General features: G+C 36.4%; 29 protein-coding genes and 2 pseudogenes. 6 read left to right on the top strand and 25 right to left on the bottom strand.

From position 1 onward, the window contains the following. Window positions 1–15: 15 nt before the first annotated feature. The 7 genes and pseudogenes from QUF86_RS16785 to QUF86_RS16755 all read right to left on the bottom strand — a co-directional run bounded on the left by QUF86_RS16785 (window position 16) and on the right by QUF86_RS16755 (window position 4,740). A complete protein-coding gene (locus tag QUF86_RS16785) occupies window positions 16–699 on the bottom strand; it encodes an amino acid ABC transporter permease (protein WP_076370548.1) in 684 nt (227 codons plus the stop codon). Window positions 700–711: 12 nt separating this feature from the next. Next, window positions 712–1,533: an amino acid ABC transporter substrate-binding protein gene (locus QUF86_RS16780; RefSeq protein ID WP_289334936.1), complete on the bottom strand. Its 822-nt coding sequence runs from the start codon at window positions 1,531–1,533 to the stop codon at window positions 712–714. A gap of 156 nt (window positions 1,534–1,689) precedes the next feature. After that, a pseudogene (locus QUF86_RS16775) lies at window positions 1,690–2,367 on the bottom strand (IS4 family transposase); the annotation flags it as partial. Window positions 2,368–2,771: 404 nt separating this feature from the next. Beyond that, window positions 2,772–2,825, bottom strand: a complete 54-nt coding sequence (locus tag QUF86_RS28630) for a hypothetical protein (RefSeq protein WP_353957696.1) — start codon at window positions 2,823–2,825, stop codon at window positions 2,772–2,774. Window positions 2,826–2,839: 14 nt separating this feature from the next. Beyond that, a complete protein-coding gene (locus tag QUF86_RS16770; protein WP_483313922.1) occupies window positions 2,840–3,103 on the bottom strand; it encodes an AAA-type ATPase lid domain-containing protein in 264 nt (87 codons plus the stop codon). Between the two features lie 2 nt (window positions 3,104–3,105). Next, entirely contained in the window at window positions 3,106–3,330 is a 225-nt protein-coding gene (locus QUF86_RS16765; RefSeq protein ID WP_289334934.1) for a sigma 54-interacting transcriptional regulator, read from the bottom strand. 252 nt (window positions 3,331–3,582) lie between these two features. Continuing rightward, window positions 3,583–4,740 (bottom strand): trans-sulfuration enzyme family protein, encoded by a 1,158-nt coding sequence (locus tag QUF86_RS16755; protein ID WP_289315995.1) that lies wholly within the window; start codon window positions 4,738–4,740, stop codon window positions 3,583–3,585. Between the two features lie 321 nt (window positions 4,741–5,061). Between QUF86_RS16755 and QUF86_RS16750 the strand changes: the two genes are divergently transcribed. After that, window positions 5,062–5,205, top strand: a complete 144-nt coding sequence (locus QUF86_RS16750; RefSeq protein ID WP_289334933.1) for a hypothetical protein — start codon at window positions 5,062–5,064, stop codon at window positions 5,203–5,205. A gap of 302 nt (window positions 5,206–5,507) precedes the next feature. Here the strand turns inward: QUF86_RS16750 and QUF86_RS16745 are convergent, their stop codons facing one another. The 17 genes and pseudogenes from QUF86_RS16745 to QUF86_RS16665 form a co-directional block, all read right to left on the bottom strand. After that, window positions 5,508–6,068, bottom strand: a complete 561-nt coding sequence (locus QUF86_RS16745) for a histidine phosphatase family protein (protein WP_289336244.1) — start codon at window positions 6,066–6,068, stop codon at window positions 5,508–5,510. 532 nt (window positions 6,069–6,600) lie between these two features. Further along, window positions 6,601–7,797: an FAD-dependent monooxygenase gene (locus QUF86_RS16740; protein ID WP_289334932.1), complete on the bottom strand. Its 1,197-nt coding sequence runs from the start codon at window positions 7,795–7,797 to the stop codon at window positions 6,601–6,603. A gap of 839 nt (window positions 7,798–8,636) precedes the next feature. Beyond that, window positions 8,637–8,903, bottom strand: a complete 267-nt coding sequence (locus QUF86_RS16735) for a hypothetical protein (RefSeq protein ID WP_289334931.1) — start codon at window positions 8,901–8,903, stop codon at window positions 8,637–8,639. A gap of 98 nt (window positions 8,904–9,001) precedes the next feature. Beyond that, a complete protein-coding gene (locus QUF86_RS16730) occupies window positions 9,002–9,640 on the bottom strand; it encodes a glycosyltransferase (protein WP_289334930.1) in 639 nt (212 codons plus the stop codon). 563 nt (window positions 9,641–10,203) lie between these two features. Beyond that, window positions 10,204–10,491, bottom strand: coding sequence for a GNAT family N-acetyltransferase (locus QUF86_RS16725; protein WP_289334929.1), 288 nt, complete (start codon window positions 10,489–10,491; stop codon window positions 10,204–10,206). 407 nt (window positions 10,492–10,898) lie between these two features. Beyond that, window positions 10,899–11,048: a hypothetical protein gene (locus tag QUF86_RS16720; RefSeq protein WP_289334928.1), complete on the bottom strand. Its 150-nt coding sequence runs from the start codon at window positions 11,046–11,048 to the stop codon at window positions 10,899–10,901. After that, window positions 11,041–11,994, bottom strand: a complete 954-nt coding sequence (locus tag QUF86_RS16715; protein WP_289334927.1) for a beta-propeller fold lactonase family protein — start codon at window positions 11,992–11,994, stop codon at window positions 11,041–11,043. Before QUF86_RS16715 ends, QUF86_RS16720 begins: the two co-directional genes overlap by 8 nt. A 487-nt stretch (window positions 11,995–12,481) precedes the next feature. Beyond that, window positions 12,482–12,829 (bottom strand): VOC family protein, encoded by a 348-nt coding sequence (locus QUF86_RS16710; protein WP_098311049.1) that lies wholly within the window; start codon window positions 12,827–12,829, stop codon window positions 12,482–12,484. 117 nt (window positions 12,830–12,946) lie between these two features. After that, window positions 12,947–13,555: a uridine kinase family protein gene (locus tag QUF86_RS16705; RefSeq protein WP_289334926.1), complete on the bottom strand. Its 609-nt coding sequence runs from the start codon at window positions 13,553–13,555 to the stop codon at window positions 12,947–12,949. Window positions 13,556–14,132: 577 nt separating this feature from the next. After that, a pseudogene (locus QUF86_RS16700) lies at window positions 14,133–14,430 on the bottom strand (tyrosine-type recombinase/integrase); the annotation flags it as partial. A 117-nt stretch (window positions 14,431–14,547) separates the two neighbouring features. Continuing rightward, complete coding sequence (locus QUF86_RS16695) at window positions 14,548–14,850, bottom strand: four-helix bundle copper-binding protein (protein WP_483313958.1); 303 nt, start codon at window positions 14,848–14,850, stop codon at window positions 14,548–14,550. Between the two features lie 279 nt (window positions 14,851–15,129). After that, window positions 15,130–15,465, bottom strand: a complete 336-nt coding sequence (locus QUF86_RS16690; RefSeq protein ID WP_289334925.1) for a (2Fe-2S) ferredoxin domain-containing protein — start codon at window positions 15,463–15,465, stop codon at window positions 15,130–15,132. Window positions 15,466–15,490: 25 nt separating this feature from the next. Continuing rightward, window positions 15,491–16,372 (bottom strand): hypothetical protein, encoded by an 882-nt coding sequence (locus tag QUF86_RS16685; protein WP_289334924.1) that lies wholly within the window; start codon window positions 16,370–16,372, stop codon window positions 15,491–15,493. Between the two features lie 25 nt (window positions 16,373–16,397). Next, complete coding sequence (locus tag QUF86_RS16680; RefSeq protein ID WP_289334923.1) at window positions 16,398–18,818, bottom strand: heavy metal translocating P-type ATPase; 2,421 nt, start codon at window positions 18,816–18,818, stop codon at window positions 16,398–16,400. Between the two features lie 92 nt (window positions 18,819–18,910). Beyond that, a complete protein-coding gene (copZ, locus tag QUF86_RS16675) occupies window positions 18,911–19,150 on the bottom strand; it encodes a copper chaperone CopZ (RefSeq protein WP_289315988.1) in 240 nt (79 codons plus the stop codon). A 97-nt stretch (window positions 19,151–19,247) separates the two neighbouring features. Then, window positions 19,248–19,454 carry a copper chaperone CopZ gene (gene copZ, locus QUF86_RS16670; protein ID WP_289334922.1) on the bottom strand — a complete coding sequence of 69 codons (207 nt, stop codon included), beginning with the start codon at window positions 19,452–19,454 and terminating at the stop codon, window positions 19,248–19,250. A 17-nt stretch (window positions 19,455–19,471) separates the two neighbouring features. Then, entirely contained in the window at window positions 19,472–19,813 is a 342-nt protein-coding gene (locus QUF86_RS16665) for a metal-sensitive transcriptional regulator (protein WP_289336242.1), read from the bottom strand. A 346-nt stretch (window positions 19,814–20,159) separates the two neighbouring features. Between QUF86_RS16665 and QUF86_RS16660 the strand changes: the two genes are divergently transcribed. The 4 genes from QUF86_RS16660 (at window position 20,160) to QUF86_RS16645 (ending at window position 23,019) form a co-directional block, all read left to right on the top strand. Further along, on the top strand, window positions 20,160–21,176 hold the full coding sequence (locus tag QUF86_RS16660; RefSeq protein WP_289334921.1) for a multicopper oxidase domain-containing protein: 1,017 nt from the start codon (window positions 20,160–20,162) through the stop codon (window positions 21,174–21,176). 15 nt (window positions 21,177–21,191) lie between these two features. Further along, window positions 21,192–22,361, top strand: a complete 1,170-nt coding sequence (locus QUF86_RS16655) for a ZIP family metal transporter (protein WP_289315985.1) — start codon at window positions 21,192–21,194, stop codon at window positions 22,359–22,361. A gap of 125 nt (window positions 22,362–22,486) precedes the next feature. Continuing rightward, window positions 22,487–22,708 carry a helix-turn-helix domain-containing protein gene (locus QUF86_RS16650; protein ID WP_063593270.1) on the top strand — a complete coding sequence of 74 codons (222 nt, stop codon included), beginning with the start codon at window positions 22,487–22,489 and terminating at the stop codon, window positions 22,706–22,708. Window positions 22,709–22,767: 59 nt separating this feature from the next. Continuing rightward, window positions 22,768–23,019, top strand: a complete 252-nt coding sequence (locus QUF86_RS16645) for a twin-arginine translocase TatA/TatE family subunit (protein ID WP_289334920.1) — start codon at window positions 22,768–22,770, stop codon at window positions 23,017–23,019. 280 nt (window positions 23,020–23,299) lie between these two features. On the opposite strand, the gene QUF86_RS16640 is transcribed toward QUF86_RS16645, so the two are convergent. After that, entirely contained in the window at window positions 23,300–23,785 is a 486-nt protein-coding gene (locus QUF86_RS16640) for an SRPBCC family protein (protein ID WP_289334919.1), read from the bottom strand. A 534-nt stretch (window positions 23,786–24,319) separates the two neighbouring features. On the opposite strand from QUF86_RS16640, the gene QUF86_RS16635 reads away from it, so the two are divergent. Continuing rightward, complete coding sequence (locus QUF86_RS16635) at window positions 24,320–24,934, top strand: cell wall hydrolase (RefSeq protein WP_289334918.1); 615 nt, start codon at window positions 24,320–24,322, stop codon at window positions 24,932–24,934. The last annotated feature ends 381 nt before the right edge of the window (window positions 24,935–25,315 follow it).

Genomic DNA, 25,315 nt, shown 5'->3' with positions numbered 1-25,315 from the left:
TTTCCCCCTATCAAATTAGCCCGTCACATAACGATCGAGTCGTTTTTCCATCTGTCCTTGTGCATTCGAAAGAACGGTACTGAAAATCAAATAAATAAATCCTGCTAGACAATAGAGTACCAATGGTTCATAGGTTGTTGCGGTAATTTGCTGAGCAACTCTAAACATTTCAGTCACCGTAATGGTAGCAGCCAACGATGTATCCTTTACCAAGCTAATAAAACTGTTTGCCAAAGGCGGGACAGATACCCTTGTTGCCTGAGGGAGAATAATTCTTTTTAATGCCTGCGGATAGCTCATCCCAATAGAATAAGCCGCCTCCCATTGACCTTTGGAAATGGAGAGTATAGCCGCACGAATAATCTCTGAGTTGTAGGCGCCAACACTAAGCGTAAAACCGATAATCGCAGCAGGAAGGGGGCTAATCGTAATGCCTATACTCGGAAGGCCATAGAAAATGATAAACAACTGAACAAGCAGCGGTGTTCCCCTAATCACCCATACATAAAATCTTGCAACAGCGTCTAGGAGTTTAATTCCCGAGATTCGAGCTAATGCCGTAAGTAAAGCAAGAAGGAGTCCCAGTAAAAAGGATACTAATGTCAAGGGAACCGTAAACGCAACCCCAGCTTTTAACATCGGGAAAAAGGAATTTACAATGATGTCAACAATTTGGTCCATTCTTTCATCAGCAAACATGTAGAACCCTCCCTATTTTGAAACATCTTTTCCAAAATATTTTTGTGAAATACTTAAATATTTACCATCCTTCATCATGTCGGAAAGCGCTTTATTTACGGCCTCTACCAATTCTTTATTCCCTTTTCTCATCATGACCCCCATTTTTGCCGGATCATCAAGTTCTGCGATAGATTTAACCGGTGCATCAGGTTTTTGCTTTTTGAAATCTAGGTAGGATAGTCCGTCATTTACAACCGCATCCGCACGTTTTGAAAGTAATAAATCAATGGATTGATTAAAACCTTCTACTCCAACGATCTCAGCACCATAAGATGCTGCTATATCTTTATAGTTACTAGTTAAAGTCTGAGCTGATTTTTTTCCTTTCAAATCTTCAAATGATTTAATCGTATTATTGTCCTTGTGAACAATTAAGAAAGGTTTTGACATAATATACGGCACTGAAAAATCGTATTTTTTCTGGCGGTCAGGAGTAATTCCTACATTATTAGCAATAATATCGAACCGCTTTGAATCGAGTCCTGCGAAAATACCGTCCCATTGGGTTTCAATGAATTCTGGTTTCACACCAAGTCTTTTTGCTACTTCCTCCGCGATTTCAACATCAAAACCGGTTAACTTGCCTGAAGAATCATGGTAGCTAAAAGGTGCAAAGGTTCCTTCTGTTCCAATTTTAATGGTCCCGCTCGATTTAATTTGCTCTAGCATATCCCTGCTCTCATCGGCCTGTTTGCCTGGTTGACTTGCTGCCTGATTTTCGGCCTTTCCGCATGCAGATAATACAAGTGCTACAAGTATCGAAAAAGCGATGATGATGAAACTCTTTTTCATAAATAATTCCCCCCTCTGTATAAATAGTGTCATAATTTTCAGTTTAATTGTTCTATCTGTTTAGAGCCAAAAAGGTAAATACCTTATAAAAGGTGGTTCTGTCCATTTGGAAATTCATTTACAAATAAACCTGTGCGACAACAACAGAATTGCTCATTAAGGGACGGCTTTTCCTTCAATCTTTCGAAGCCAGATATACGCTGGTTTTTTCCATAATACAGCCCTCAATTCACTTTGACCGTAGAACTTTTTGATGCTGAGATGTTGTTTAATCCATTTGAAAAACAATTCAATGGCCCAGCGTGATTTGTACATTTCTGAAATTTCGTCTGCACTTAAATCAAACCGATTGGTGATTAAATTGAGCTCATTACCTTTTGAATCCAAGACCTTTAATAGGCGAAAATAATTTTCAGCATGGTTTTGTGTCGTACCAATCAACACCATTTGATCCGATAAAACAGACGTATTTTTAGGAAGTTTAAAGTTGTAAATTTCACGTATTACAGGGTTTTTCCGCAGCCTTGAAAGAAAGAAGTAGCCATCATCGGTCATTCGGTCAAAACGTTCATAATCTAGGTAACCACGGTCAAACAGATACATGCATTTTTTGTCATCTACCATGATTTCAAGCTGGCCGCGGTCATGTTCTTTGGCAGTTGTCATAACGGCTTTTTCAGGATAGGAAATTCCTTTTTCCATAAACACAAGAAACAGATGCAACTTCACTCCCGCCTTTGTTTTGCGGATTTCTGCCCATTTATGATTCGTCAAATTGAGTGGCAAAGTGCTTTAATCGATGTTTTTTAATGGCATCACAAGTTTCACAAAATGATTAAATTGAATATTTTGAATATTTAATTTAAATTAACACAACACTAGTGTTCCCCCCTATATTTTTAAAAAAATGGATGATTTGAAGATTTCTAGTTTCATTATTCTGTATAATTCTAATATTCTTTAAATTTCGTCTATATTTTCCAAATGGACTCCACCTCCTCCTTTTCGTTATCATATTATGCAAGAGTTGTGCCATAATAAAATCCTTGTTAATTCAACATCCCTACTATCGAACTAGTTGAAAAATTCCCATTTCCGCGACGAATATAGTGATAACCTACCGCTCCGTACTGTTTTTCGGTTCCCAAATTCGGAAAAATTATTTCCAAATATGCGAAATATCCCTACGGAGACGAAAAAGGATTGGAAATAAAATTTGCAATCTTAGGTAATGTGGATCAAACTTTTAGATTGTATCGTTCTAGCTTACGATAAAGTGTCGATAAACTAATTTTTAATTCTTCCGCTACTTTTTCCTTATCTTTTCGATCTGACCACCTAAAAAGAAACTTTGGATAATGGATTTTTCATATTCGGCCACCATCTCATCTAAACTTAACCCTCTGGTATGAATAGGTGGTTGAAATCGGTACAAATAATCCGGAAGATCATGAAAGCCAAGTACATCCGATTCTGCCATATTCACCATATACTCCACAACATTTTCTAACTGTCTAATATTCCCGGGCCAATCATATTGAATTAGCCATTGTTCTAATTGTGGATCCATAGTTAATTACGACGACTTAAGTTCGAACAATACTTACAAATGAAGTACTGGAGAAAGAAGGGAATGTCGTCCCTCCTCTCCTTCAATAACTTTGTATACAGCGGGATCACATTGATTCGATAATATAAATCCTCACGGAATGTACCGTTTTGAACCATTTCTTCTAAATTGCGATGTGTTGCTGTTATCACACGAACATTTACAGGCAGTGATTTGTTTCCTCCCACTCTTTCAAACTCTTTTTCCTGTAATACCCTAAGAAGTTTAGGCTGCAGGGATATAGGGTATATGTCCTTCTTCTGTTACCTCTTTCGCTACTTGTTGCATTTCTTTCATCAAGTCTGTCCCATTCGGCACAACCTTGACTTTTTCACCGCCCAGTATATAATCTCTTAAATATGAATATTAATTTGCATATTCATGCCAGCATTATTATTCCTTTAACCGCAATATAATTGACAAATCCTCCAGCCGTACAGTTATTCTAATGCCATTTCGAGATCTTTCCATATATCTTCTACATCTTCAATTCCAACCGAAAAACGAACGAGTCCATCATAAAGACCTGCTTTTTCTCTTTCTTCTTTAGGGATTATCGCATGTGTCATCGAAGCTGGATGTTGAATTAAGGTACCTACATCTCCTAGGGAAACTGCTAAAGTACTCAGTTTTACAGAATTCATAACTTTAACACCTGTTTCGTATCCCCCCTTCAAGACAAAAGAAATCATTGCTCCAGGACCTTTCATTTGTTTCTCCATGATATTTTTATCTTCAAAACTTGCTAGCCCTGGAAAATAAACCTTCTCTATAGCCTTATGTTTTTCCAAGCGTTCAGCCAAAATTTGTGCATTTTCTTGTGAGCGGTCCATGCGAATGTGCAATGTACGAATCCCTTGAAAGAGAAGCCAGGCATCCATAGGGGCCAAATTTGCTCCCATAGTCTTCTGCACTTCTTTTCTCATCGGATCAATAATATCCTTGCTGGAAATCACTAGTCCGCCAATAAGATATCCATGACCCGACAAATATTTCGTTGCACTGTGGACAACAATATCAATGCCGCATAGAATAGGATTTTGTAAATATGGGGACAAAAACGTATTATCAACAATAGTCAAGATACCCTTTTGCTTAGCGATCGCCGCTACACTCTTCATATCCACTAAGGAAAGCGTGGGATTAGAAGGAGTTTCAAAGTAGACCACTTTCGTTCTATCTGTAATGTGTGGTTCAAGCTCTTCCCCTGTCTTAAACGGTACAAATGTTACATCAATTCCAAATTTCTTTACTGTTTTGGATAGAAATGCGTGCGTCGCCCCATACAACGCTGTGTGTGCAACAACGTGATCTCCTGCCTGCAAAACACCCAAAAGGCAGCCAGTTATGGCAGCCATTCCAGATGAGAAAGCCAAACAACCTTCACCAAATTCCAATGCCGTTACCTTCTCTTCCAGTTCTCTTACATTTGGATTTCCCAGGCGTGAATACATAAATCCTGGATCTTCTCCTGCGAAGCGTTGTGCTCCTACTTCTGCATTATCAAAAACAAATGTTGAAGTCATATAAACAGGTGAGATGTGTGAGCCATGCCCTGGATCTTTATTTACTTTTACTAGCTTTGATGAATAGTTCATTATTATTATGCCTCCTAATTTTAGTAATCTGAAATGCTGCCGTTTTTATTTCTTCCCATTAGTTGTATGCAAGTCTTTATATGCAAAAATTATGCCAATTCTGTAAACCCTTATAAAATCTACAGTTTTAATATTAAAATTCTTTATTTATTTACATTTTTGGCAAGGTGCACTGCAAAACATAGTAATTATCGAAATTACCAATTTAGCAATATTGATAATATTTTTCTAAAATTGAGAAGAATTTAGCTACAAACACTAATATCATTAAACCAAAATATAAGTGCAGACCAATTATTAAAAATAATGGAGTTGATCCAAATGAATGAAAGTAATTATTTAACACCAGAGCTAGTCGAAAAGATGAGAGCTTATCTCAATAGCCTTACGGAAGAAAAAAAATTAAAGCTGAAAAAGATGCTGCCGCTCGTTGATGAGACACAAAACAGGCTTTACAGAAAATGATCTTAAAATAGCAGGATAGCGAATGTCATCTATAAAATGCCTCAAAAAATCGGGCCGGAAAATGCACGTTTCGGCCCGATTTTTGCTAATTTTTTACCCCAAAACCACTACATATAGTGGTTGACCTGCATCTAATATATGGTTAATTGCTGCTCTTCCTCAACAATCTGGCCAAAATGTTGAACAAAGGTCAAACAGTACTCTTCAACTATCCTGCCCCTTTAGTTGCATAAGAAATGGAGCTGTTTCCAGCCCCATATAGAAGTAAAGCACCTGTTAGTTGAACAAAATAATACGGCTAATCAAATATTTATTATTGTTTCTTCTTGCCATATACGTTCCATATTTACATCATTTTTTGTACAAGTTAATTGAAAGACGTCAGGATTACTAAGATTCTTCCAACATTCAAAATCAAAGTTATTATTATAATTCTTTAGCAGTAAAGACATTAAATTTCCGTGAGTAACGATTATTGTGTTTTCAGTTTTATTTTTAAAAACTTCATCTACAACGTTTACTATTCGGTTCATTGCTTCCTGACTCGACTCTCCTCCTTCAAATTTCAACTCCATATCATTAAACGTTGCTTTAAGTTTTTCAAACCAGTCAGGTAAGTCCGTTGTACTTAGTGTACGTTCTGACAAACGTTCATCAATCTCTATTTTTAAGTTTATTTTCTCACTTAGTGATTCTACTGATTGAATAGCACGTAAAAATGGACTTGATATGATTCGGTCAATTTTAGTATTAGAGAAAAATTCAGATAAATAATTGGCTTGCTTCAATCCTTTTTCTGTTAGTTGTGATTCCGAAGGTTGACCCTGTGCTTCACAATGTCTCACAACATAAATCTTTTTTATCATATAAGTATCCCCCAATTTAGTAGTAAAAACTTATTTTTACTATTCTCTTTAATTTCCTTGTTTAACTAACCTGCCCCGTTAGTTCCGTAAGAAAAAGGTTGCCGCAGCAACCCCTGTTATTGAAGTAACGCACCCGTTAGCCATCCATGAATCGCAAAAATCGGCGATTCACCACAAAGAATGAAAATGGTTAGGAAGTGTCAATACTGATACTGACCTTAATCCAGTCAACCCTAATCTATAGACTAATTAATTAACGCTCTCCTCTTTTTTTAAACGATTGAGCAGGGTCTTCTTAAGTATTGTCATTTTTCATTATTAAAGAAACTTATTTTCATGGTAGTTCTATAAGGAAAGCGAACCTTATTAAAGAATCGCTCCCGATTGCGGAAAATCAACAATATTATTAAAGACTTAAGAGCAGGCAGAAACTTATTCGGGTTTTGTATTGTTACTGATAATAAAAAGTGGTGATAATAACACACAAGCAAAGAAATTATCAGTTTTTACAGACTGGTTGAAACTCATATTAATAATCTTTCAGTTCAATCCCGTTGGCAGCTTTCGCTATCATTTTCGAAATCATCTTAAACGATACGACCATAAGGATGGGTACGCGAAACATTAAATTGCGTAGAAAGATTTTGAAGCTTGATCTTTCAATCATACTCCCAGCAGCCATTAGTCCTATTTTTTGATTTTTCTCAACAAACTTTCTCATTTTTTGTTCGTAGGCAACAAAGGCACGGGTGTACTCGCAATCTGCAGCTTTGAGTTCACCGGCTAATACAAAAGCTCCGACAAGCGCCAGGCTAGACCCTTGACCCGATAGGGGTGATGGGCCATACGCCGCATCTCCTAACAATGCAACCCGACCTTTTGACCATGTCGGCATGTGAATCTGGCAAATCTCGTCAAAATAAAAGTCTTTCGCATCTTTCATGGTTTTGAGTAGATTCGAGGTCTCCCAACCCGTATGGCCTACGAAGGCACTTTCTACAAGTTTCTTTTGAGATTCTGTATCATAGCGGTCGTATTTCAATGTATCTGATTGGAACAAGAACATACCCCTTGCTTCGGTATTGTTACGGGCGCTATACATACCTACAGTTTTGCCTGGTATCGTATAAAACAGCTGGCGGTGGTCGAGGTTGAGGAAATTCTCAAGGGTGAAAATTGAGATATAACAGCCAAGCGTACGTTTAAACTGTGCTTCGTCGCCAAAAGTCAAGGTGCGCACATTAGAATGGAGACCGTCCGCTCCGATTACCAGATCGAAAGTCTGCGGCTTGCAATTAATAAATTGAACTTCTGCACCAGCTTCAGTCTCATGTATTGCTGTAATCGAATCGCCCCAAATGTATTCGACCGTATCCTTAGTTAAATCGTACAAAATGTGACAAAGATCGTCACGCATGATTTCGATGTCCAGACCCAGGTGGTTCCCCATACTCGCTTCGCTTATTTGACCTTCGATCTTGCCTTTGCTATTCACGAAGTAAACACCAGTCATGTTCGTGTCAGCTTCACGAACTTGATCGAGTATACCCATCCCCTCAAGCACCGTAATGGCTGCACCACGGATATCAACCCCGTACCCACCCGTGCGCAATGCTGGTGCACGTTCTATTACAGTCACGTCGAATCCGTGGCGGTGAAGCCAGTAAGCAAGTGCCGGACCGGCAATGCTCGCACCAGAAATAAGAACGCGCATCGTTTGTTTCATAATAGCTTATTCACTCCTATCCTAATTAAAGTCTTAACATATCCACAGTATATTCACGGCCTATTTAACTTATTTACCACAGTAAAATATTAGGACTTTAATTATTTAACAAAATGGCCCAATTGTTGAATAAAGATCAAACAGCACTCTTCAACTAACCTGGAGTTAGTATAGTTCTTATTAAACTAACTCCAGGTTAGTTCAATAAAGAAAAAAAGAGCTGCCTATGCAACTCAATAATCTTTAATTAACGCCTCCGTTGTGGATTTAAAATAAAGTCGCGACGTTTATAAAATTGTTGCGATACTCTACCCCTTTAGATGGTTATCTAAAGGGGTGTTTTTATAGTGAAAAGGAAAAGAACATCTGAATTGAAAGATAGATTAAGGAACTGTTGAGTGACAATAAGTTATTCCGTTAAAGGGCCATTTAATGGAGGAAGAATCTGAAGAAAAATTGATCCTTCTGGTAATGATATTGTGCTTAAATTATAGAAGAAGTTAAAGAAGGATGAGGTATATTCTTTTGAATATGCCTATTTTTATTTTGATGAAAATTAAATATATTATGTTGATCCTGAATCATTTGGAGATTGGTAATCGAGAAAATAACATAATTGCCTAGTGTAAAATATTTAAATATTTTTGTAACGTAATTAAATTCTAGGAGTTATATAAGTGAAAGGGGTGAAAAGAGATCGACTTTGATTACTTATAAATACATCCAAATTAGGGTTATCTCCTTCTTTCACTAAACTGCTCCGTTAGTGCTATGAGAAAAGAGCTGCCACAATGTCAACTCCTATCTTCAGTTAAAGCCTCAACTTAGTAAAAAAACGTTTACTTTAAAGTATATTTTTCTTTATCCATATCTAGTAAGCGTTCTGGTTTCCCGCAAAAAGATAAGTTGCATTTACATCCAATACTATGTGGCAGTAGATCCTTTTCTTTTGTAACCTTTACAGGTATTGCTTCTGCTTTACACAATGTTGAACCACCTGCACCATTAACTAGAAAAACAGCATTAGGAACATTTCCGTTCTCAAATTTAGGTTTTCCATATTTATTTTCTTTTTTCCAGTGAGCTAAGGTTGATAGATGACGCATTAATGTTTATTTGTATGAACCAGTTGTATAAACATAAGCAAATGCCCCTCATAATGAAAGAATCTCCAACAGAATGCTGGAGGATTCTTAAGATTTTTTTAAAACTTATCCGGAAACTGTTTTACAACTCCCGCAGAGATAGTATCTGCCATTTGGATTATATGTGTGACCCCATCGTCAATTGAAACGATCCTTGCGTTCCAATCTTTTGCTAAGCTTGCAGTTAAATCATTTGTCACTAATTTCAGATGCATATACAGCAAATTTTTTAGATCTTCATTTTTCAAATAGGGGTTGGCACTGCTAAGGAAAGCTGCTATTTCATCTGCATTTCTATACCATTCTTTGTTTAGCTGTTGCACCAAGGCATTATTTCCGCTTTTAGCCGCATCTACAATCTTTCCCGCAATAACAATATGCTCCTTAAGCAGATCCGTAAGTTTGTTCCCAGATTTCTCTCCGTATACTGGCTTTACAGCATTACCAATATCCTCCTGATTCTTCAGAAGCCTAGCCAGTACCTGTTTTTGATCCTCCGCTCCAGCTGTTGTTGCACTTGTAATATAATTACTTGTCCACAATACATGATCAATCCAAAGTCTCCTGAATTCATTTTCGAACTTTACCTCAGATTGGCTAATACGTTGTACTTCCGGTTTAGCATATGCACTGGTTGTTCCAGCCACCATGTTTAGAGGAAATAATAAAATAAATCCCATCAATAATATTTTTTTCATAAAACCATCTCCTTCCAAAGTTAAAAAGCACCTTTTTATTATTGATAATATGGAATTTTAATATTCATAATAATGGTTCTATACCCTGTTGATCTGTAAATAAGTGGCTTTTAAATGAAGGAGAAAAAAACCAAGTTATTCCTTATGCAACTATCCTGCCCCGATAGTTGCATAAAGAAAAAGCTGCCTTAAAGACAGCTCTGAACTTCAGCTAACGCACCCGTTAGCCATCCATGAATCGCAAAAATCGGCGATTCACCACAAAGAATGAAAATGGTTAGGAAGTGTCAATACTGATACTGACCTTAATCCAGTCAACCCTAATCCATAGACTAATTAATTAACGCTCTCCTCTTTTTTTTAAACGATTGAGCAGGGTCTTCTTAAGTATTGTCATTTTTCCATTTTAAAAGAAACTTATTTTCATGGTAGTTTAAGTACATTTCTTCACAAACTTTTCCCAAATAAAAAAGGTTGTTATTAGGCACCTTTATTGTTGAAAAACTCAGTCTTTAAATAATTCCAGACATTCTAATTACTTTACCCTCCATTTCAGATTTAATCTATTTCATTCCATTTTTCCTATAAAATGCTATTGCGTGATCGTTTGATGGGGAAGCACGAAGATGGTATTCACTAACGCAACTGGCTTTAAAGAAATTAATTGCATAGTCATGTAAAAGTGAACCTAACCCCATTCCCCGTTTTTCTGGAATACTGTAATAAAGATTAATATAACCAATTTCTCTTCCTTCATATTCCTTAAAAGTTAGTTCAAGTTGACCGATTGGTTCCTCGTTTTCTAGTACAATAAAGCCTTTAGGGTTTTGGCTGACTGTTGTTGTAACCAATCTAGATAATTTTTTTCATCTCCAAAATCTTTATCTGTACCAAAACTAACAACGAAAGAATCCCTACGAAAAGGAATTATATACTCCTTATGCTTCCTTATATCAATTGGTATGAATTTCAATAATTCTCCCCCCTTAATTAAAGTTTATAAGCATTTAATTTCGCTGCAAAATTATGTATTCCTTCTGTAACTATTCTGCCCCGTTTGTTGCATAAGAAAAGGAGCTGCTGATCGGCTCCTGGTAATGAAGTAAAGCACCTGTTAGCTCAATAGGAGCAGAATTACCATGTCATTTTTTGTTAACCCTTACCTAAAAGCTCAACAAAATTTAAATGGAGTCGCTAAGCCGACTCCATCTTCAACATCAATCTGAAAGGAGATGAATCCTTATTTTCATACTTTTGATTACTGATTTTGTTCCTTTGTTATTCTTCTTTTAAAAAGTTCAACAATGTTAATCGGGATTTTGTTCTTTTTGGCAATATTTAAACTAGACTCTTTCGGATTGTTTTTTAACTCTGTACGAATGATCGAAAGCAACTCTTCCTTAGTCATCACTTTCATCCTCCTCATCCTCTTTGCCCTTAGCTAAAATAGCCACACTGACTGGGGAGTCTCCTGCTGGAAGTGTCTTGATTACTCTATTTTTTTCCGTATCTATGACAGATATGGTGCCATCATTAAAATTTGTAACAACAGCAAGTTTTCCGTCAGGAGTTATGTCAATTTCAACGGGTTCATCTCCTACCTGAATTGTTTCTATAACTTTATTCTTGTCGGTATCAATCACAGATACTGTATCTTCAAATTCATTAACAACATACACACGTTCTCCGTTGGGTGTAATGGCAATCCCATCAGGTCCATCTCCGACACGGATCGTATCAACACCGGTAATCTTTTTTGTATTAATTAGGGATACAGATCGACTAAAAAAATTCGTTACATAAGCAAAATTTCCGTCTGGTGTAATCGCAACATCAAGAGGAATATTCCCCACAGCAACTGTTCCAATTACGGTATTGGTTTTTGTATCAATTACAGATACTAGATCATTTCCGGTGTTTATTATAAAAACACGCTTTCCGTCTGGCGTAACCGCAACCCCTTGAGGATCATTAAAGGTTGCTGATACGATGATATCGATAACGATATTGGTTTTGAGATCAATCACATACACGTTATTTTCTATAAAATCCGTAACATAGGCAAGCCTTCCGTCTGGTGTAATCGTAATATCAGTAGGATCCTCTCCCATAGGAATGGTCTTAACAACAGTATTTGATTTTGTATCAATTACTTCGACCGAATTAGTCGAAGCAACCGTAACATAAGCAAACTTTCCATCGGGTGTAATGGCAATGTCAAATGCAATTCTGCCAACAGGAATGGTTGCAATAATTTCGTCCTTAATGAGGTCTACCACTGTTATAGTCATTCCAAAAAAGCTTACAACATAGGCAACAAGCTTGGAATCGGAGTGATGTAATTCTGATTTCAATTCCTTAGCCCCCTTAAACTAATTTTTGATTCAATATAATATATTCATATGATTATCGTATGGGACTAGCATAAGTGAATCAATTCCTCAAAAATGCAGTTTAAGAGGGATTTCTTGTTTTTCTTGACTCCTTTACTTAATAAACTCCCTCAGTTTAATACGATTTTCTCACAAATACTCGCTAACCTGCCCCTTTAGTTCCATAAGAAAAAGCTGTCTTAAAGACAGCTCCGATCTTCAGCTAACGCACCCGTTAGCCATCCATGAATCGCAAAAATCGGCGATTCACCACAAAGAATGAAAATGGTTAGGAAGTGTCAATACTGATACTGACCTTAATCCAGTCAACCCTAATCTATAGACTAATTAATTAACGCCTCCTCTTTTTTTTAAAACGATTGAGCAGGGTCTTCTTAAGTATTGTCATTTTTCATTTTTAAAGAAACTTATTTTCATGGTAGCTCAATAGCAAATGAATTACAACTCGTTATTTCTCCCAAAGCTCGATCAGTCGACCTTCAGGATCTTCAATCCAAATAAACTTTCCAAATTCACTAATCTCTTTTTTCTTTGCAAGAGGTACACCAATATGTTCAAGATGCTTAATAGTCTCGTTTAGATTATGTACTTGGAAATTTAACATCACTTGTTGTTCTGTTGGAAAATAACTGTCATTCTCGGTAAAGAAAGAAAAGATAGTCTCATTTCCTAATTGGGGTTTTATCACAGTCCCATTCCAATTTTCTATTTCAATCTTCAACACTTCACTGTACCATTTTTTTATAACTTCAAGATTCTTAGTTCTCCAAAATATTCCTCCGAAGCCTTTTATCATCGTATCTAACTCCTGTCTGTCATCAAATTTTTAGCTATCCGATTACATTAGATATTCGAGATTTAAATTTAAGTTCCTTTTTCAACTATACTGCCCGTTAGTTGAAAAACTTCTCATTTATTTAGTTCCATCAGCAACAATATCAGCCCTTTCATAAGGCTTGTGTTTTTCCACATAAATATCTTCTGAAATCATCCAATTATTTTCCCACATTTCACGGGCTTCTTCACCGTCTCTATCGACACCTCTTGAAAGACGTTTTTCTCTTGGACAATCAACCCATATTTTGAAATCGTATTTATCTGCTATTTCTTTTCGAATAGAATATACGCCTTCGATTATTACAATGCCACCAAAAGGAACAGTATGCCATTCTGCTAAGCTATCCGTTTCCCAATCGTACCGTTGATAATGTCCCTCTTTTTCATGCCTTATTGGTTCCAGCACCTGATTTAAAAGACGTTTCCAATCAAAATCAGCACCAATAGGTTTTTTTGTTGGATGTGTATTTATAATTTGAGAGGAAGGAAGGTAAAAATCATCCTTATGAACAATCGTTACATTAGAACATTCTTCTTTTATTTTATCAGCAAATGTACTTTTTCCAGAACCTCCACAACCGTCTATCCCGATCAGGAGTGTAGATTGTTTTTTAGAGATTTCATTTATACCATCTACTAATTGTTTGAAAGAACTAAATTGGCCCTTAATTATTTTAAAATTCATCTTAATTCACTACCTTCAGTTATTCACTAATTTTGTTAGTTCTCTATCCGTCATATAATAACCTTTTCTTATTAAACTAAACTGCCCGTTAGTGAAACAATAAAAGCTGCCAAAATGACAGTTTGATTTGTGACTCTTGCACGATTACTAACGTACATATTCAACTCTTATTATGGGCTTATAATATTTGATACTCCAATGATTTACAGGAAGGACATTGTGCGGTAGATATATGGGTTTCATTATGTACCCACTTATAATGACAAGTCGAGCAGAGTAGAACTGTATGTTTTTTTATGAATTCCATTGATTCATTTATATATCGCTCATAATCTTGAGGGTAACTATCTGCTAATGTACGAAATACAAAATTATAATCACACTCACTTCTGTTCCAATATTCTTTACCACCTTTATATTCAATCATATTTTACACATCCTACTATTTTTATAGTTTATTAATAGTTTTAGTTTCATAATAGCATAACACTTGGAATAATTTACCTTATTTTTTCTTCTTATTAAATTAACCTGCCCCGTTAGTTCATTAAAAACAAAAAAAAGGACCCCTGGTCCCTTAAAAATACTTTCTATACAAGTCTCTCCGCATTGCACCACTTAGATATGCATAAATTTTTGTGGTTTCACTTTTTTCATGGCCCATTAAATTTGAATCACTTCCAGAGGAGCTCCATTATTCAATAAATTTGTGACGTAACTATGTCTAAGCTGATGAGGATGAATGCTCTAATGTCCGTTCTCTTTGCTAACAGTTTTATAACGTTTCTCGCTTGAGAAATACTCATTCGATGGGGGGCGCGTGTTGTCACAAAGAGTGCTTCCTCCTGTCGGTAATATAATAACATTATTGAGCATCCCTATGACTACATAAATCCATACAAGTTGATAACCTTTCGATTCAACAAAAAAATAAAACAAATACAAACAGCCTATCAATAATAGTATCAATAGGGTGTTGAGGGATTAAAATATTAACTAGCCATCTTACGACATGTCTCTGCACAAATGAGACAAGCTTCTGCACATTGCTGCCAATGAACATGATCATGTTTTTTACATTCATTTCCACAAGCTTCACGAATTTTCACACAAATCCGGCAAATCTGTTGGACAAATGGGCTATTACGTGCCATTGATTCTGCCGCATAAGCACATATATCTGCGCATTCAAGATCCAAGCGAATGCACTCCGCCATCATTTTTAAGTCCTCTTCCTTCAAGCAGGCATCATAACAATGGTTGCAAACCTGCATGCAACGCAAACATTCTTGAATTCACTCCTGATACTTTTCATGCATCTAAGTAGCTCCTTTCATTATCAAATCATTTTTCATAATTCCCTAAATAGTTACGTTTTATCATTACTTAGTATTGTACAACTCTCATAAGTGGAGTAAACCCTATTAATAGAAAATGGACTGATCGGTAAAAACGATCAGTCCATAAAAATTTCCTTATCCCACCACCGCCAGATTATTGAATAACGTACATTTTTTTCTTCCAGAAAAGGCGCCCTGTTATTACAGCAACGACTTTTTGATAAAGTTATAATGTTACAGTTCACTCTCATGGTTCTTAAATGTTTTCCCATCATGGTAATAAAGTTCAGAACCTAAATGAACATTATCGTTTTCTTTCAATTGACGAATAAGTTCTTCACTTTTTGTTTTATTCATTTCTTTATACCAGGTTCCTTGTGGATATAGAACAGCGATCGGACCATGCTTGCATTGCCCGTTACATAATGTTTTTGTTGTGTGAATCTCCTTTTGCAGCTCTAAGTTTTTCAATTCTTCTCTAATGGTCTCTGTTACTTCTTCTGCTCCATTCTTCGTGCATGTTTTCCCGTTGCAAATTAATAGATGTTTGCTAACCTCATCTAAGTTCATAAAAATTCCCCTTTGTTCTTCGTTTTTATTTGACCTCTATAACAAATGGATAGCTATTGACTTTACCATCAAATTTAAATTCTCCCCACACTTTGTAGATCCCAGGCTTATCAAATTTTGTTTCAAATAGTGTCTTTTCTTCTGATGTAGGGTGCACATGAACAAATTTCTCACCCTTATCATCCAAAATAACAACATGCCCTAGAGCACCCAGATAGGGTTCTGGAGTAATCCCTTTGGTATCAAAACTTAATGTCACATCTTTGTTTATTCCTAGCTCTGTAGTTGTTAATTCAACTGTTTTTTCATTGATTGTTTTTGTTAAGTTTGTATCAACCTTAAGTGGGTTTTCCTTATGTTCACTATGACCTTTCCCTACGTGCAGCCCTATCGGACTAACCTGGTAGGCAAGGTTTTTAGGTTTAATATCAACAAACGCTTTATAAGAGTTTTCAGGTAGGTCAAATTTCAGAATATAAACGCCCTTTCCTTTTTCCTCAGGATGTACATGATAATAATCTTCTAAGTCGGCACTTACAATAATTAAATGCATAATCTTTTCATGTGAAATTTCTAATTCAGGTGAATTTTGATCTTTATCCTTCACATCTATAATAATTAAACCTTTTTCATATTTTACGTTTGTGACCACTTTACTTTCTAATTGATCTACATGATCTGAATGCCCTGAATCCTTACCATCACTACTTTGGCTAATATGATTATCGTTATGTGCTTGCTCATTAATAGATTCTTTTTCCTCGTTACCATTTGTTTTTGCCTCATCATGGGTATCAGTGTGATCGTTATTACCGTTCAAGCTTGCATATACGGAATATCCGCCAATTACTAATCCAAGATACACAATGGCTGAAACCGCCCAGGTCAACATGTTTTTTTGTTTCATGAAAAAACCCTCTCTTTTAAATAGATTATCCTTTTAACTTAATCCTTTGTAATCTGAGTGCGTTTAAAACAACTGAAACTGAACTAAATGCCATTGCTACTCCTGCCAGCCATGGTGCCAGAAAACCTAGTGCTGCAATTGGAACTCCTATAGCATTATAAGCAAAGGCCCAAAATAAATTTTGCTTGATATTTCGAATCGTCATTTTACTCATAAAGATGGCATCGGCAATACTATTTAAGTCTCCTCTGATTAAGGTGATATCAGCAGCTTCCATTGCTACATCCGTACCCGTACCGATTGCCATGCCAATATCAGCAGTAGCTAACGCTGGAGCATCGTTAATTCCATCACCGACCATCGCCACTATATTTCCAGATTTTTGAAGATTTTTAACTTCTTCTGCCTTTCCTTCAGGCAGGACTTCTGCTATAACATGGTCAATTCCGACTTCATTTGCAATTGCTTGAGCTGTCTGCTTGTTATCTCCTGTAATCATAACAACCTCAAGACCCATATTTTTTAACCTTTCAATTGCTTTTTGAGAAGTATCTTTAATTGTATCTGCAACTGCAATCACTCCGGCAAATTCATGATCAATTGCAACTAGCATTGCGGTCTTACCTTGCTTTTCTAAGTTTTCCATCTTAGGTAATATGTTTCCAACATCAATGTTGTTTTTCTTCATAAGTCGGCGCGTTCCGATAAGCAAGGATTTGGTTTCAACTTTAGACTCGATTCCAAAACCAGGAATGGCTTCGAAGTGTTCTGAGCTGCCTAGTTCAATACCTTTTTCTTTAATACCCTCAACAATCGCCTCAGCCAACGGATGTTCAGAATTTCTCTCTGCAGCTCCGACTAACTTTAAAAATTCCTTTTCTTCAAACCCATTTGAGAGAATAACATCTGTAAGTGTTGGTTTTCCATTTGTTACAGTTCCCGTTTTATCAAGAATCACTGTATCCACCCGATGAGTGGTTTCAAGATGTTCTCCGCCTTTAAACAAAATCCCATATTCAGCTGCTCGACCTGACCCTGCCATAATGGACGTAGGAGTAGCTAGGCCTAGAGCACATGGACAGGCGATAACTAATACGGCAATTAACTTTTCAAGAGCTACTGCAAACTCTCCCGGACTTACAATAAAGTACCACACAAGAAACGTAATAATCGCTATACCCACTACAATAGGGACAAATATTCCTGAGATGACATCGGCTAAGCGTTGAATAGGCGCTTTTGATCCTTGTGCTTCTTCGACTACTTTGATAATTTGAGCTAAGGCGGTATCCTTTCCTACCTTTGTTGCCTTAACCTTCAGAAACCCGTTTTTGTTAATGGTTGAGCCAATTACTAAATCTCCTACTGTTTTATCAACAGGAATACTTTCACCTGTAATCATTGACTCATCCAGGGCAGATCTCCCTTCAAATATTTCTCCGTCTACAGGTACCTTTTCACCTGGTTTAACATAAACGATATCTCCAGCTATTACCTCTTCGATAGGTAAATTCATTTCTTGACCGTCTCTTAAAACTGTGGCTGTTTTGGCTTGCAAACCCATAAGTTTTTTAATGGCTTCCGATGAACGCCCTTTTGCTTTTGCTTCAAATAACTTACCTAATATAATGAGAGTAATTAACACTGCACTTGTTTCAAAATATAATTCAACCATGTGTGCATCGGACCCTATTGACAAAATGCTTAAGTTAACACTATAGAAATAAGCTGCAGAGGTTCCAAGTGCAACTAAAACATCCATGTTTGCACTTTTATTCCTTAATGCTTTAAAGGCGCCTACGTAAAACTGACCGCCAACGAAGAATTGAACAGGAGTCGCAAGTGCGAGTTGGACCCATGGATTCATGAACATCTCTGGTAGCCAAATAAAAGATGTAAATTCAAAATGACTGACCATCGCCCAAAGTAAAGGGATGGACAAAATAGAAGAGAATATGAATTTTCCTGTTTGTTTCTCAATTTCCTTCTGTCTATGATCAACCTTTTCGCCTGTAGAATCTTGCTTTTGTTCTAAACGATAACCCAATTTCTTAATAACATCCTTCATATCTGGGACCGAAACTTCATCAGGATTATATTCTACAAGGGCTGACTCTAAGGCGAAGTTTACAGTTGCATTTTGTACTCCATCTAACTTGTTTAAACGTTTTTCAATCCTGTTAGCACATGCTGCGCATGTCATACCAGATATATCAAATTCAGCTTTATCACTAACCACTTTATACCCTAAGGATTCAACTTTATCTTTAAGTTGGGTAACACTTGATTTGGATGGATCAAACGTTACTTTTGATTTTTCTAAAGCAAAATTCACGCTTGCATCCTCTACTCCATCTATTTTTTTGAGACCTTTTTCTATTCTCACTGCACAGGCAGCACACGTCATGCCAGCTATTTGAAGTGTTGTTTCTTTTTTATCGCTCATAACCTTACACTCCTATCACCACATACTACAGTGGGGTATATTTATTAGGGAAGAAAACGTGCCGAGACGAGACAGCACGTTTTTTCAATTCCTTAGTGACAACTTTGATCTTTAGGTAATTTACTCAGCTCTACATCATAACCTTGGTCCTCTATAATGTCAGTAATTCCCTTTAAAGAAACTACTTTTGAATCAAATGATACATCTACTTTTTCTTCAGTTAAGTGAACCTTTACAAAATGAACTCCCTTCATTTTTCCTACGTTCCCCTCAATTGAATTAATACAATGCCCACATGACATTCCTTTCACTGCTAATTTTACATTCTCCATTTTTTTGTCCTCCTTTGTTAGATGACCTATTTTAAAACCATACCCTGGTATAGTATATGAATTTCAGAAAGAAATCGTGCTTTAATCAGCACGTTCTTTATTGTACATCATAACCCTGGTCGTCAATTGTTTCCTTAATAGAATCAAGGGTTACGTCATTTGGATTAAATTCCACTTCAACAGTTCCTGAATCCAAGTTTACTTTCACAGAGTTAACTCCAGATAATTTCCCTACACTACCTTCAATCGAATTAATGCAATGCCCACAAGACATACCCTTTACATTTAATGTGTTTTTTTCCATACTAACTCAATCTCCTTCTATTTTTTCATTAATTTTTGAAATGTAACCAGTACCTCATCCAAAACCTCTGTATCTCCCTCTTGAATTCTTTCTAGAACACAGCTTTTCAAATGACCCTCCAATAAAATTCGGGCAACACTATTTAAAGCTGACTGGGTCGCAGCTATTTGTGTAATTACATCGTCACAGTACGTATCTTTTTCAATTAACCCTTTTATTCCTCGGATTTGTCCTTCCACTCGATTTAATCTTGTTACTAAATTACTTTTCACATTATCTGAATGGTGACTTTTCCTTTTACTTTCTGATGAGCAACATGAATTAATTTCAATAATATTATCAAGACCATCTGAATCCATTGACAATTTTTCTCAACTCCTTTAACGAAATAATACTATACCCCTCTATGGTATGTAAACCCCATTTTATTTATACTTAAAAAATAGTTAGTGGACATAGTATTTTTTATAACTCTTGGATGATTCCCTATGGATAAGCAAAGGACTAGATCCATTGCAGCAATATATCATCTGTAACCGTCCGGATGGATCTTTGTTCATCCACCTTTCCAGATCCATACTTGATTATCATCGAATACGAAGTATTCTGAAAAAAAGAGTTGACATTAAACTTGTACCTAACTTAAAGTATAGCTTATACAACAAAAAGTTTCCTTGAGGAAACTTTTTAGAAGGGGGTCAAGTAATGTCGGATGAGAAAAAGGTTTCCCGTAGAGATATTTTAAAGATGGGGACAGCTGGTGCGTTTGGAGTAGCTGGATCTTATTACTTAAATAAAATGGCACAATTTCCAACTATGGCTCAGGCATCCAATAATTCGTCTCATAAGAATGGCAATCATTCAAACCATGAAAATATGAGTGATAAAACAAAAACCACAGGTTATAAAATGGCAGAACGGCTCCTTACTGAGTTTGATTATGGAAACGTTACCAAGCTGCCCAACGGTCAAACACTCCGGGAATATGAAGTCGTGGCAATTGATAAAGAAATCGAAATTGCCAAAGGAATTAAATTTCCAGGCTGGACTTATAATGGAACAATTCCAGGACCATCTTTTCGTTGTACCGAGGGGGACCTTTTGCGGTTTCACTTTATTAATAAGGGCAGCCACCCCCACTCTATTCATTTTCACGGAATCCATCCTCCAGAGATGGATGGTTTAACTTCCATTTATCCTGGACAAAAATTCACGTACGAATTTGAAGCGAAGCCATACGGATTACAAATTTACCATTGCCATGTACTCCCCCTAGCCCGCCATATCCATAAAGGCTTATACGGTAATTTTATTATTGATCCAAAGAAGCCTAGAGAGCCGGCATTAGAGTTAAACATGGTTATGAATGGATTTGATTTGGATTTAGACGGCGAAAACGAGTTTTATACGGTGAATGGCTATGCCTTCGCATTTATGAATCACCCTATTAAAATCAAAAAAGATCAACTCGTAAGGATCTATCTAAGTAATTTAACAGAATTCGACTTATTAAATTCGTTTCACTTGCATGCGAATTACTTTACGTATTATCCAACCGGGAGAAACGATAACCCCTCTCAGTTCACTGATACCATCATGCAATGTCAGGGAGAACGTGGAATTATTGAAGTTCGGTTTCCATACAAGGGAACATATATGTTTCATGCCCATGTAAGTGAATTTGCTGAATTAGGCTGGATGGGATTCTTTGAGGTCGAGTAAAAAAGGAGGGATAATATGAAGGGCAAATGGTTAATTACTGTATTAATACCGTTAGTATTACTTATAGGGGTGCTAGGATGGGTGCTGAAGAATGGAGCAGGTGTAGAAAAAGATCCTGCAGCACCGATAGAAGTCTTGAACATTGAACGCATCAAGGTAACTAAAATCGGTTTCGAATTATCGGTTAGTAATACCGGACCCAAACCCTTAACGATTTCTCAAGTGATGGTTAATGATTCGGTGTGGAATTACAATGTCTCTCCTCAAGCAAAGCTTGAACGATTTGATGAGGGAAAGGTGACCATCTCTTACCCATGGGTGGAAGGTGATCCACATACCATTAAGTTAATCACAGAGAATGGCATTATCACCGAAGGTGAAGTTGCAGCTGCCACACTCACTCCAGAAACCACCTGGAGCAACTTTCTTAATTACGGCTTAATCGGATTTTACGTTGGAATTGTCCCGATCACATTGGGGTTGTTGTGGTACCCATTTATGAAACGTTTCTCCCGAAAATCCATAAATGGGATTCTTGCCCTTACCGTTGGGCTCCTTTTATTCTTATTTGTTGGGACTCTGGCTGATGGATTTGAAATTGGTGCAGAAGCACCTTCTGTCTTTCAGGGGAATATGGTTGTCATAATTGGGGCTTCCTTAACCTTCTTATTATTGATTGGTTTTGATCAGTATCAACAAAGAAAACAAGAAAAGAAAGGATATTCTCCTTTTGGTCTGGCTTTGTTGATGGCTACCGGAATAGGACTTCATAACTTTGGAGAAGGCTTGGCAATTGGTTCTTCCTTTGCACTAGGTGAAGCTGCTTTAGGAACCTTTTTAATCATAGGGTTTACCCTTCACAACATCACGGAAGGGATTGGAATCGCTGCTCCTTTATTAAAGGCCACACCTCGATTTAGAGACTTTCTATTACTTGGAGTTATCGCAGGTGCACCCGCCATTGCAGGTACATGGGTGGGCGGATTCATCTTCTCACCAATTTGGGGAGCTTTATTCCTAGGTATTGGAGCAGGGGCCATTCTTCAAGTAATTTATGTAATAACAAAAATGCTCATTGAAGATCATAGAAATCATAATGAAGCATCTGTTTCATGGTTAAACCTTTCTGGTTTCGCGATTGGACTATTAATCATGTACTTTACTGCATTTTTTGTGAAATTTTAAGGAATGCCTTAATCTTGTTTGGACCCATAAACAATTCCCGAACTTGGTAGAGCTGTGGGTTCAAGATTGTTGAATTAAAAATTAACCAACGCTGCTAAAACTAATTAAAAGGAGCGTCATTGGTGATGAGACTTGGGAAAAAAAGAAGTAATTTTGGTAGATGGGTGGATAAACAAAAAGACATAAATGAATTAGAGTTAGAAAGAGCATCAAATATAAGTAGAGGTACAATTTCAAAATTATGTAGCGATCCGAACTATCGACCAAAAATTTCAACGGTAATTAAAATAAATCAGGGCTTAAAAAAACTTGATAAGAATATGGATTTAAACGATTTTTTTTACTGAAGTTATTCTAAAAATGATCTAAAAGGAATTACAAAATTTAATTACTTGGGGGAAGTATTATGTTTCAAAGTATAGGTATACCAGGTTTAATTTTAATACTTGTCATTGCCTTGATTATTTTTGGACCTAAAAAGCTGCCGGAAATCGGTAGAGCCTTTGGACGTACTTTAACTGAATTCAAGGGTGCAACCAAGGGATTAGTATCTGATGAAGATAAAGAAGATTGGGAAAATCCTGAGTTAACAACAGATGAAAAGAAGCAGGTTAAATCAGGTGATCCACTTTTTGATTCAACCAAAGATCACCTTTAATTGTAAAAAAGATGAGGTGATGCCTAAGAATTTAAAATCGTTCCTGCTTTTTGATTTTTAGAATATCAACAAAAAAGTATACGTTTACAAACGGTAGTAGCAAGCTATACCGCCCATTTCTGAAATTTTATACGCTAAAAGAATTCTAACATAAAAAGTCGATCTCCTTTACGTTAAGGAATCGACTTTTTTACTTTTTCTTTATGAACTAACGCACCTGTTAGTTCATTAAGAAAAGCGAATCTTCTTCCAGAATCGCGCCCTATAATGGAATAACTTTTTATATTCTACGTTCCATATTAAATGCTTCACTATAGATTTTACGCAGCTTAGTTGAGTTATCGTGCCACTTAATTGGTTTACCATTGACGATTTGGACCAATACATCCAGACACCTATGCCATCCTGCCGCGGTATTAACTGCCCATGAATCATCGTTAAAAGTATGGGTAAAGATCATTCGACACCCTTTATCCTCTTCCTGTAATGAAATGTTTATCAGATCATCAACTTCACGGAAACCAAATAAATATGGCTTTTCTAACTCTGAAATGGTACCAATATATGTCGTTCCTTCACCGTCATCGAAGGCAATCTTGCCACCAAGTCTGAGATCCATCTCCCCTGTTGCGAAAGGGTACCATTGGGAGAAGTAACTAGGATTCGTAATGACAAGGAAAACATCTTCTGGATTATGAGGAAAAAATCGTTCAAATCTTAAAGCATAACGACCGTTTGACTCATGTAGTGTACCATATTCGTTCATCATTTCATCCTCCTTCTTTTATCCTTAAAGTCTTGCGATTCATCACTAATTCAAAAAAAATTAAAGTTTGTATAGGCTCAGAAAAATCATCAACAATACTCATAATTGTGTTCATGCTATTATTTTACCAAACATTTATATAACTAAAAAAAATAATAAAATCATTTTCGTGTTTTTCAACAATCTGGCCCAATTGTTGAAAAAGGTTCAAACAGCACTCTTCAACTATCCTGCCCCTTAGTTCCATAAGGCGTCTTGCCGCATGCCCATCAAGTTAAAATTTCTTTATACCCCAAAACGAAAAAAGCTATCTTCAGCAGCATTTACAGAAAGAATAGCTTATTTTTTCGTTTTGGATATAATCCTTTTTCTTAGCTCGATGGCGATAGGCGGTACCCCAATAAACAGACAAATTCGCCTAAAAAATTTTTTCGATTTTTGGTTTAAAATAGGAATAATGTAAGATAAATCTATTTTTATTGTATGTTAAAGTAGAATAGTAGGAAAATGAATCGAAGGATGTGGTATTATTTGATGTTAAATGTAAAAAAAATGTCGTTTGTTTTTATTTGTTTCATGTTTTTTATACCAAATTCAATCTTTGCTCAAGAAATTTTACACAATGGAAGTCAAGGACAAGCAGTTTATGACTTACAAGAAAATTTAAAGAAAATGGGTTACTTTAACAGTCAACCAACAGGGTATTATGGTTCAATTACTAATCATGCAGTGAATCAACTTCAACTAGATTCTGGACTATTACCAGATGGAGTTTTTGGATTCCAAACACAACAAAAATTACATAGTATTGAAATGATGGCCAGGGTTGTTCATGGAGAAGCTCGAGGAGAAACTTATGAAGGAAAAGTAGCTGTCGCTGCAGTAATTTTGAACCGAATGTCAACGCCAGGTTTTCCTAAAAATACTTACGATGTTATTTTCCAGACAAATGCTTTTACAGCTGTACATGATGGGCAATATTATTTGACCCCAAATAGCTATTCTTATCGAGCTGTTATTGATGCATTACAAGGTTGGGATCCTACTCATGGTTCTGTTTATTATTATAATCCGTCCTCGGCAACAGATGAATGGATTTTCACTAGGGAAACAGTCATTAGAATAGGCAACCACTTATTTGCAAAGTAAAACTAATCTACATACATATTGAGGAATGATATTTTTATAGTTTCGTATTATAAATATCCATTAACTATGTAGTGGGGTATAGTTGAAAGGTCGAGCAGTAGTTGCCCGACCTTTTTGGCGGTACCCTTGGCGGCACCCCCATATGAAAAAACTGCCTTAAAGACAGCTCCGAGCTTCAGCCAACGCACCCGTTAGTTGAAAAGAGTGAAAGTTAAATTGTACCTTTCATTCTAATTACTTTCACACCCAACTCAGATTTAAGTTCTAGCATTGCTTTTTTTTTAAAAAGCTATTGCTTGCTTGTTACTTGGTGACACACAAAGGTGGTATTCATCAACTCCATTGTTTTTAAAGAACTTCAATCATAAATCACCCAATTAA

Origin of the sequence: Peribacillus sp. NJ11, assembly GCF_030348405.1 — a bacterium.
In the GTDB taxonomy this organism is placed as follows: Bacteria; Bacillota; Bacilli; order Bacillales; family DSM-1321; genus Peribacillus.
This window is presented reverse-complemented; position numbering and strand designations above follow the sequence as displayed.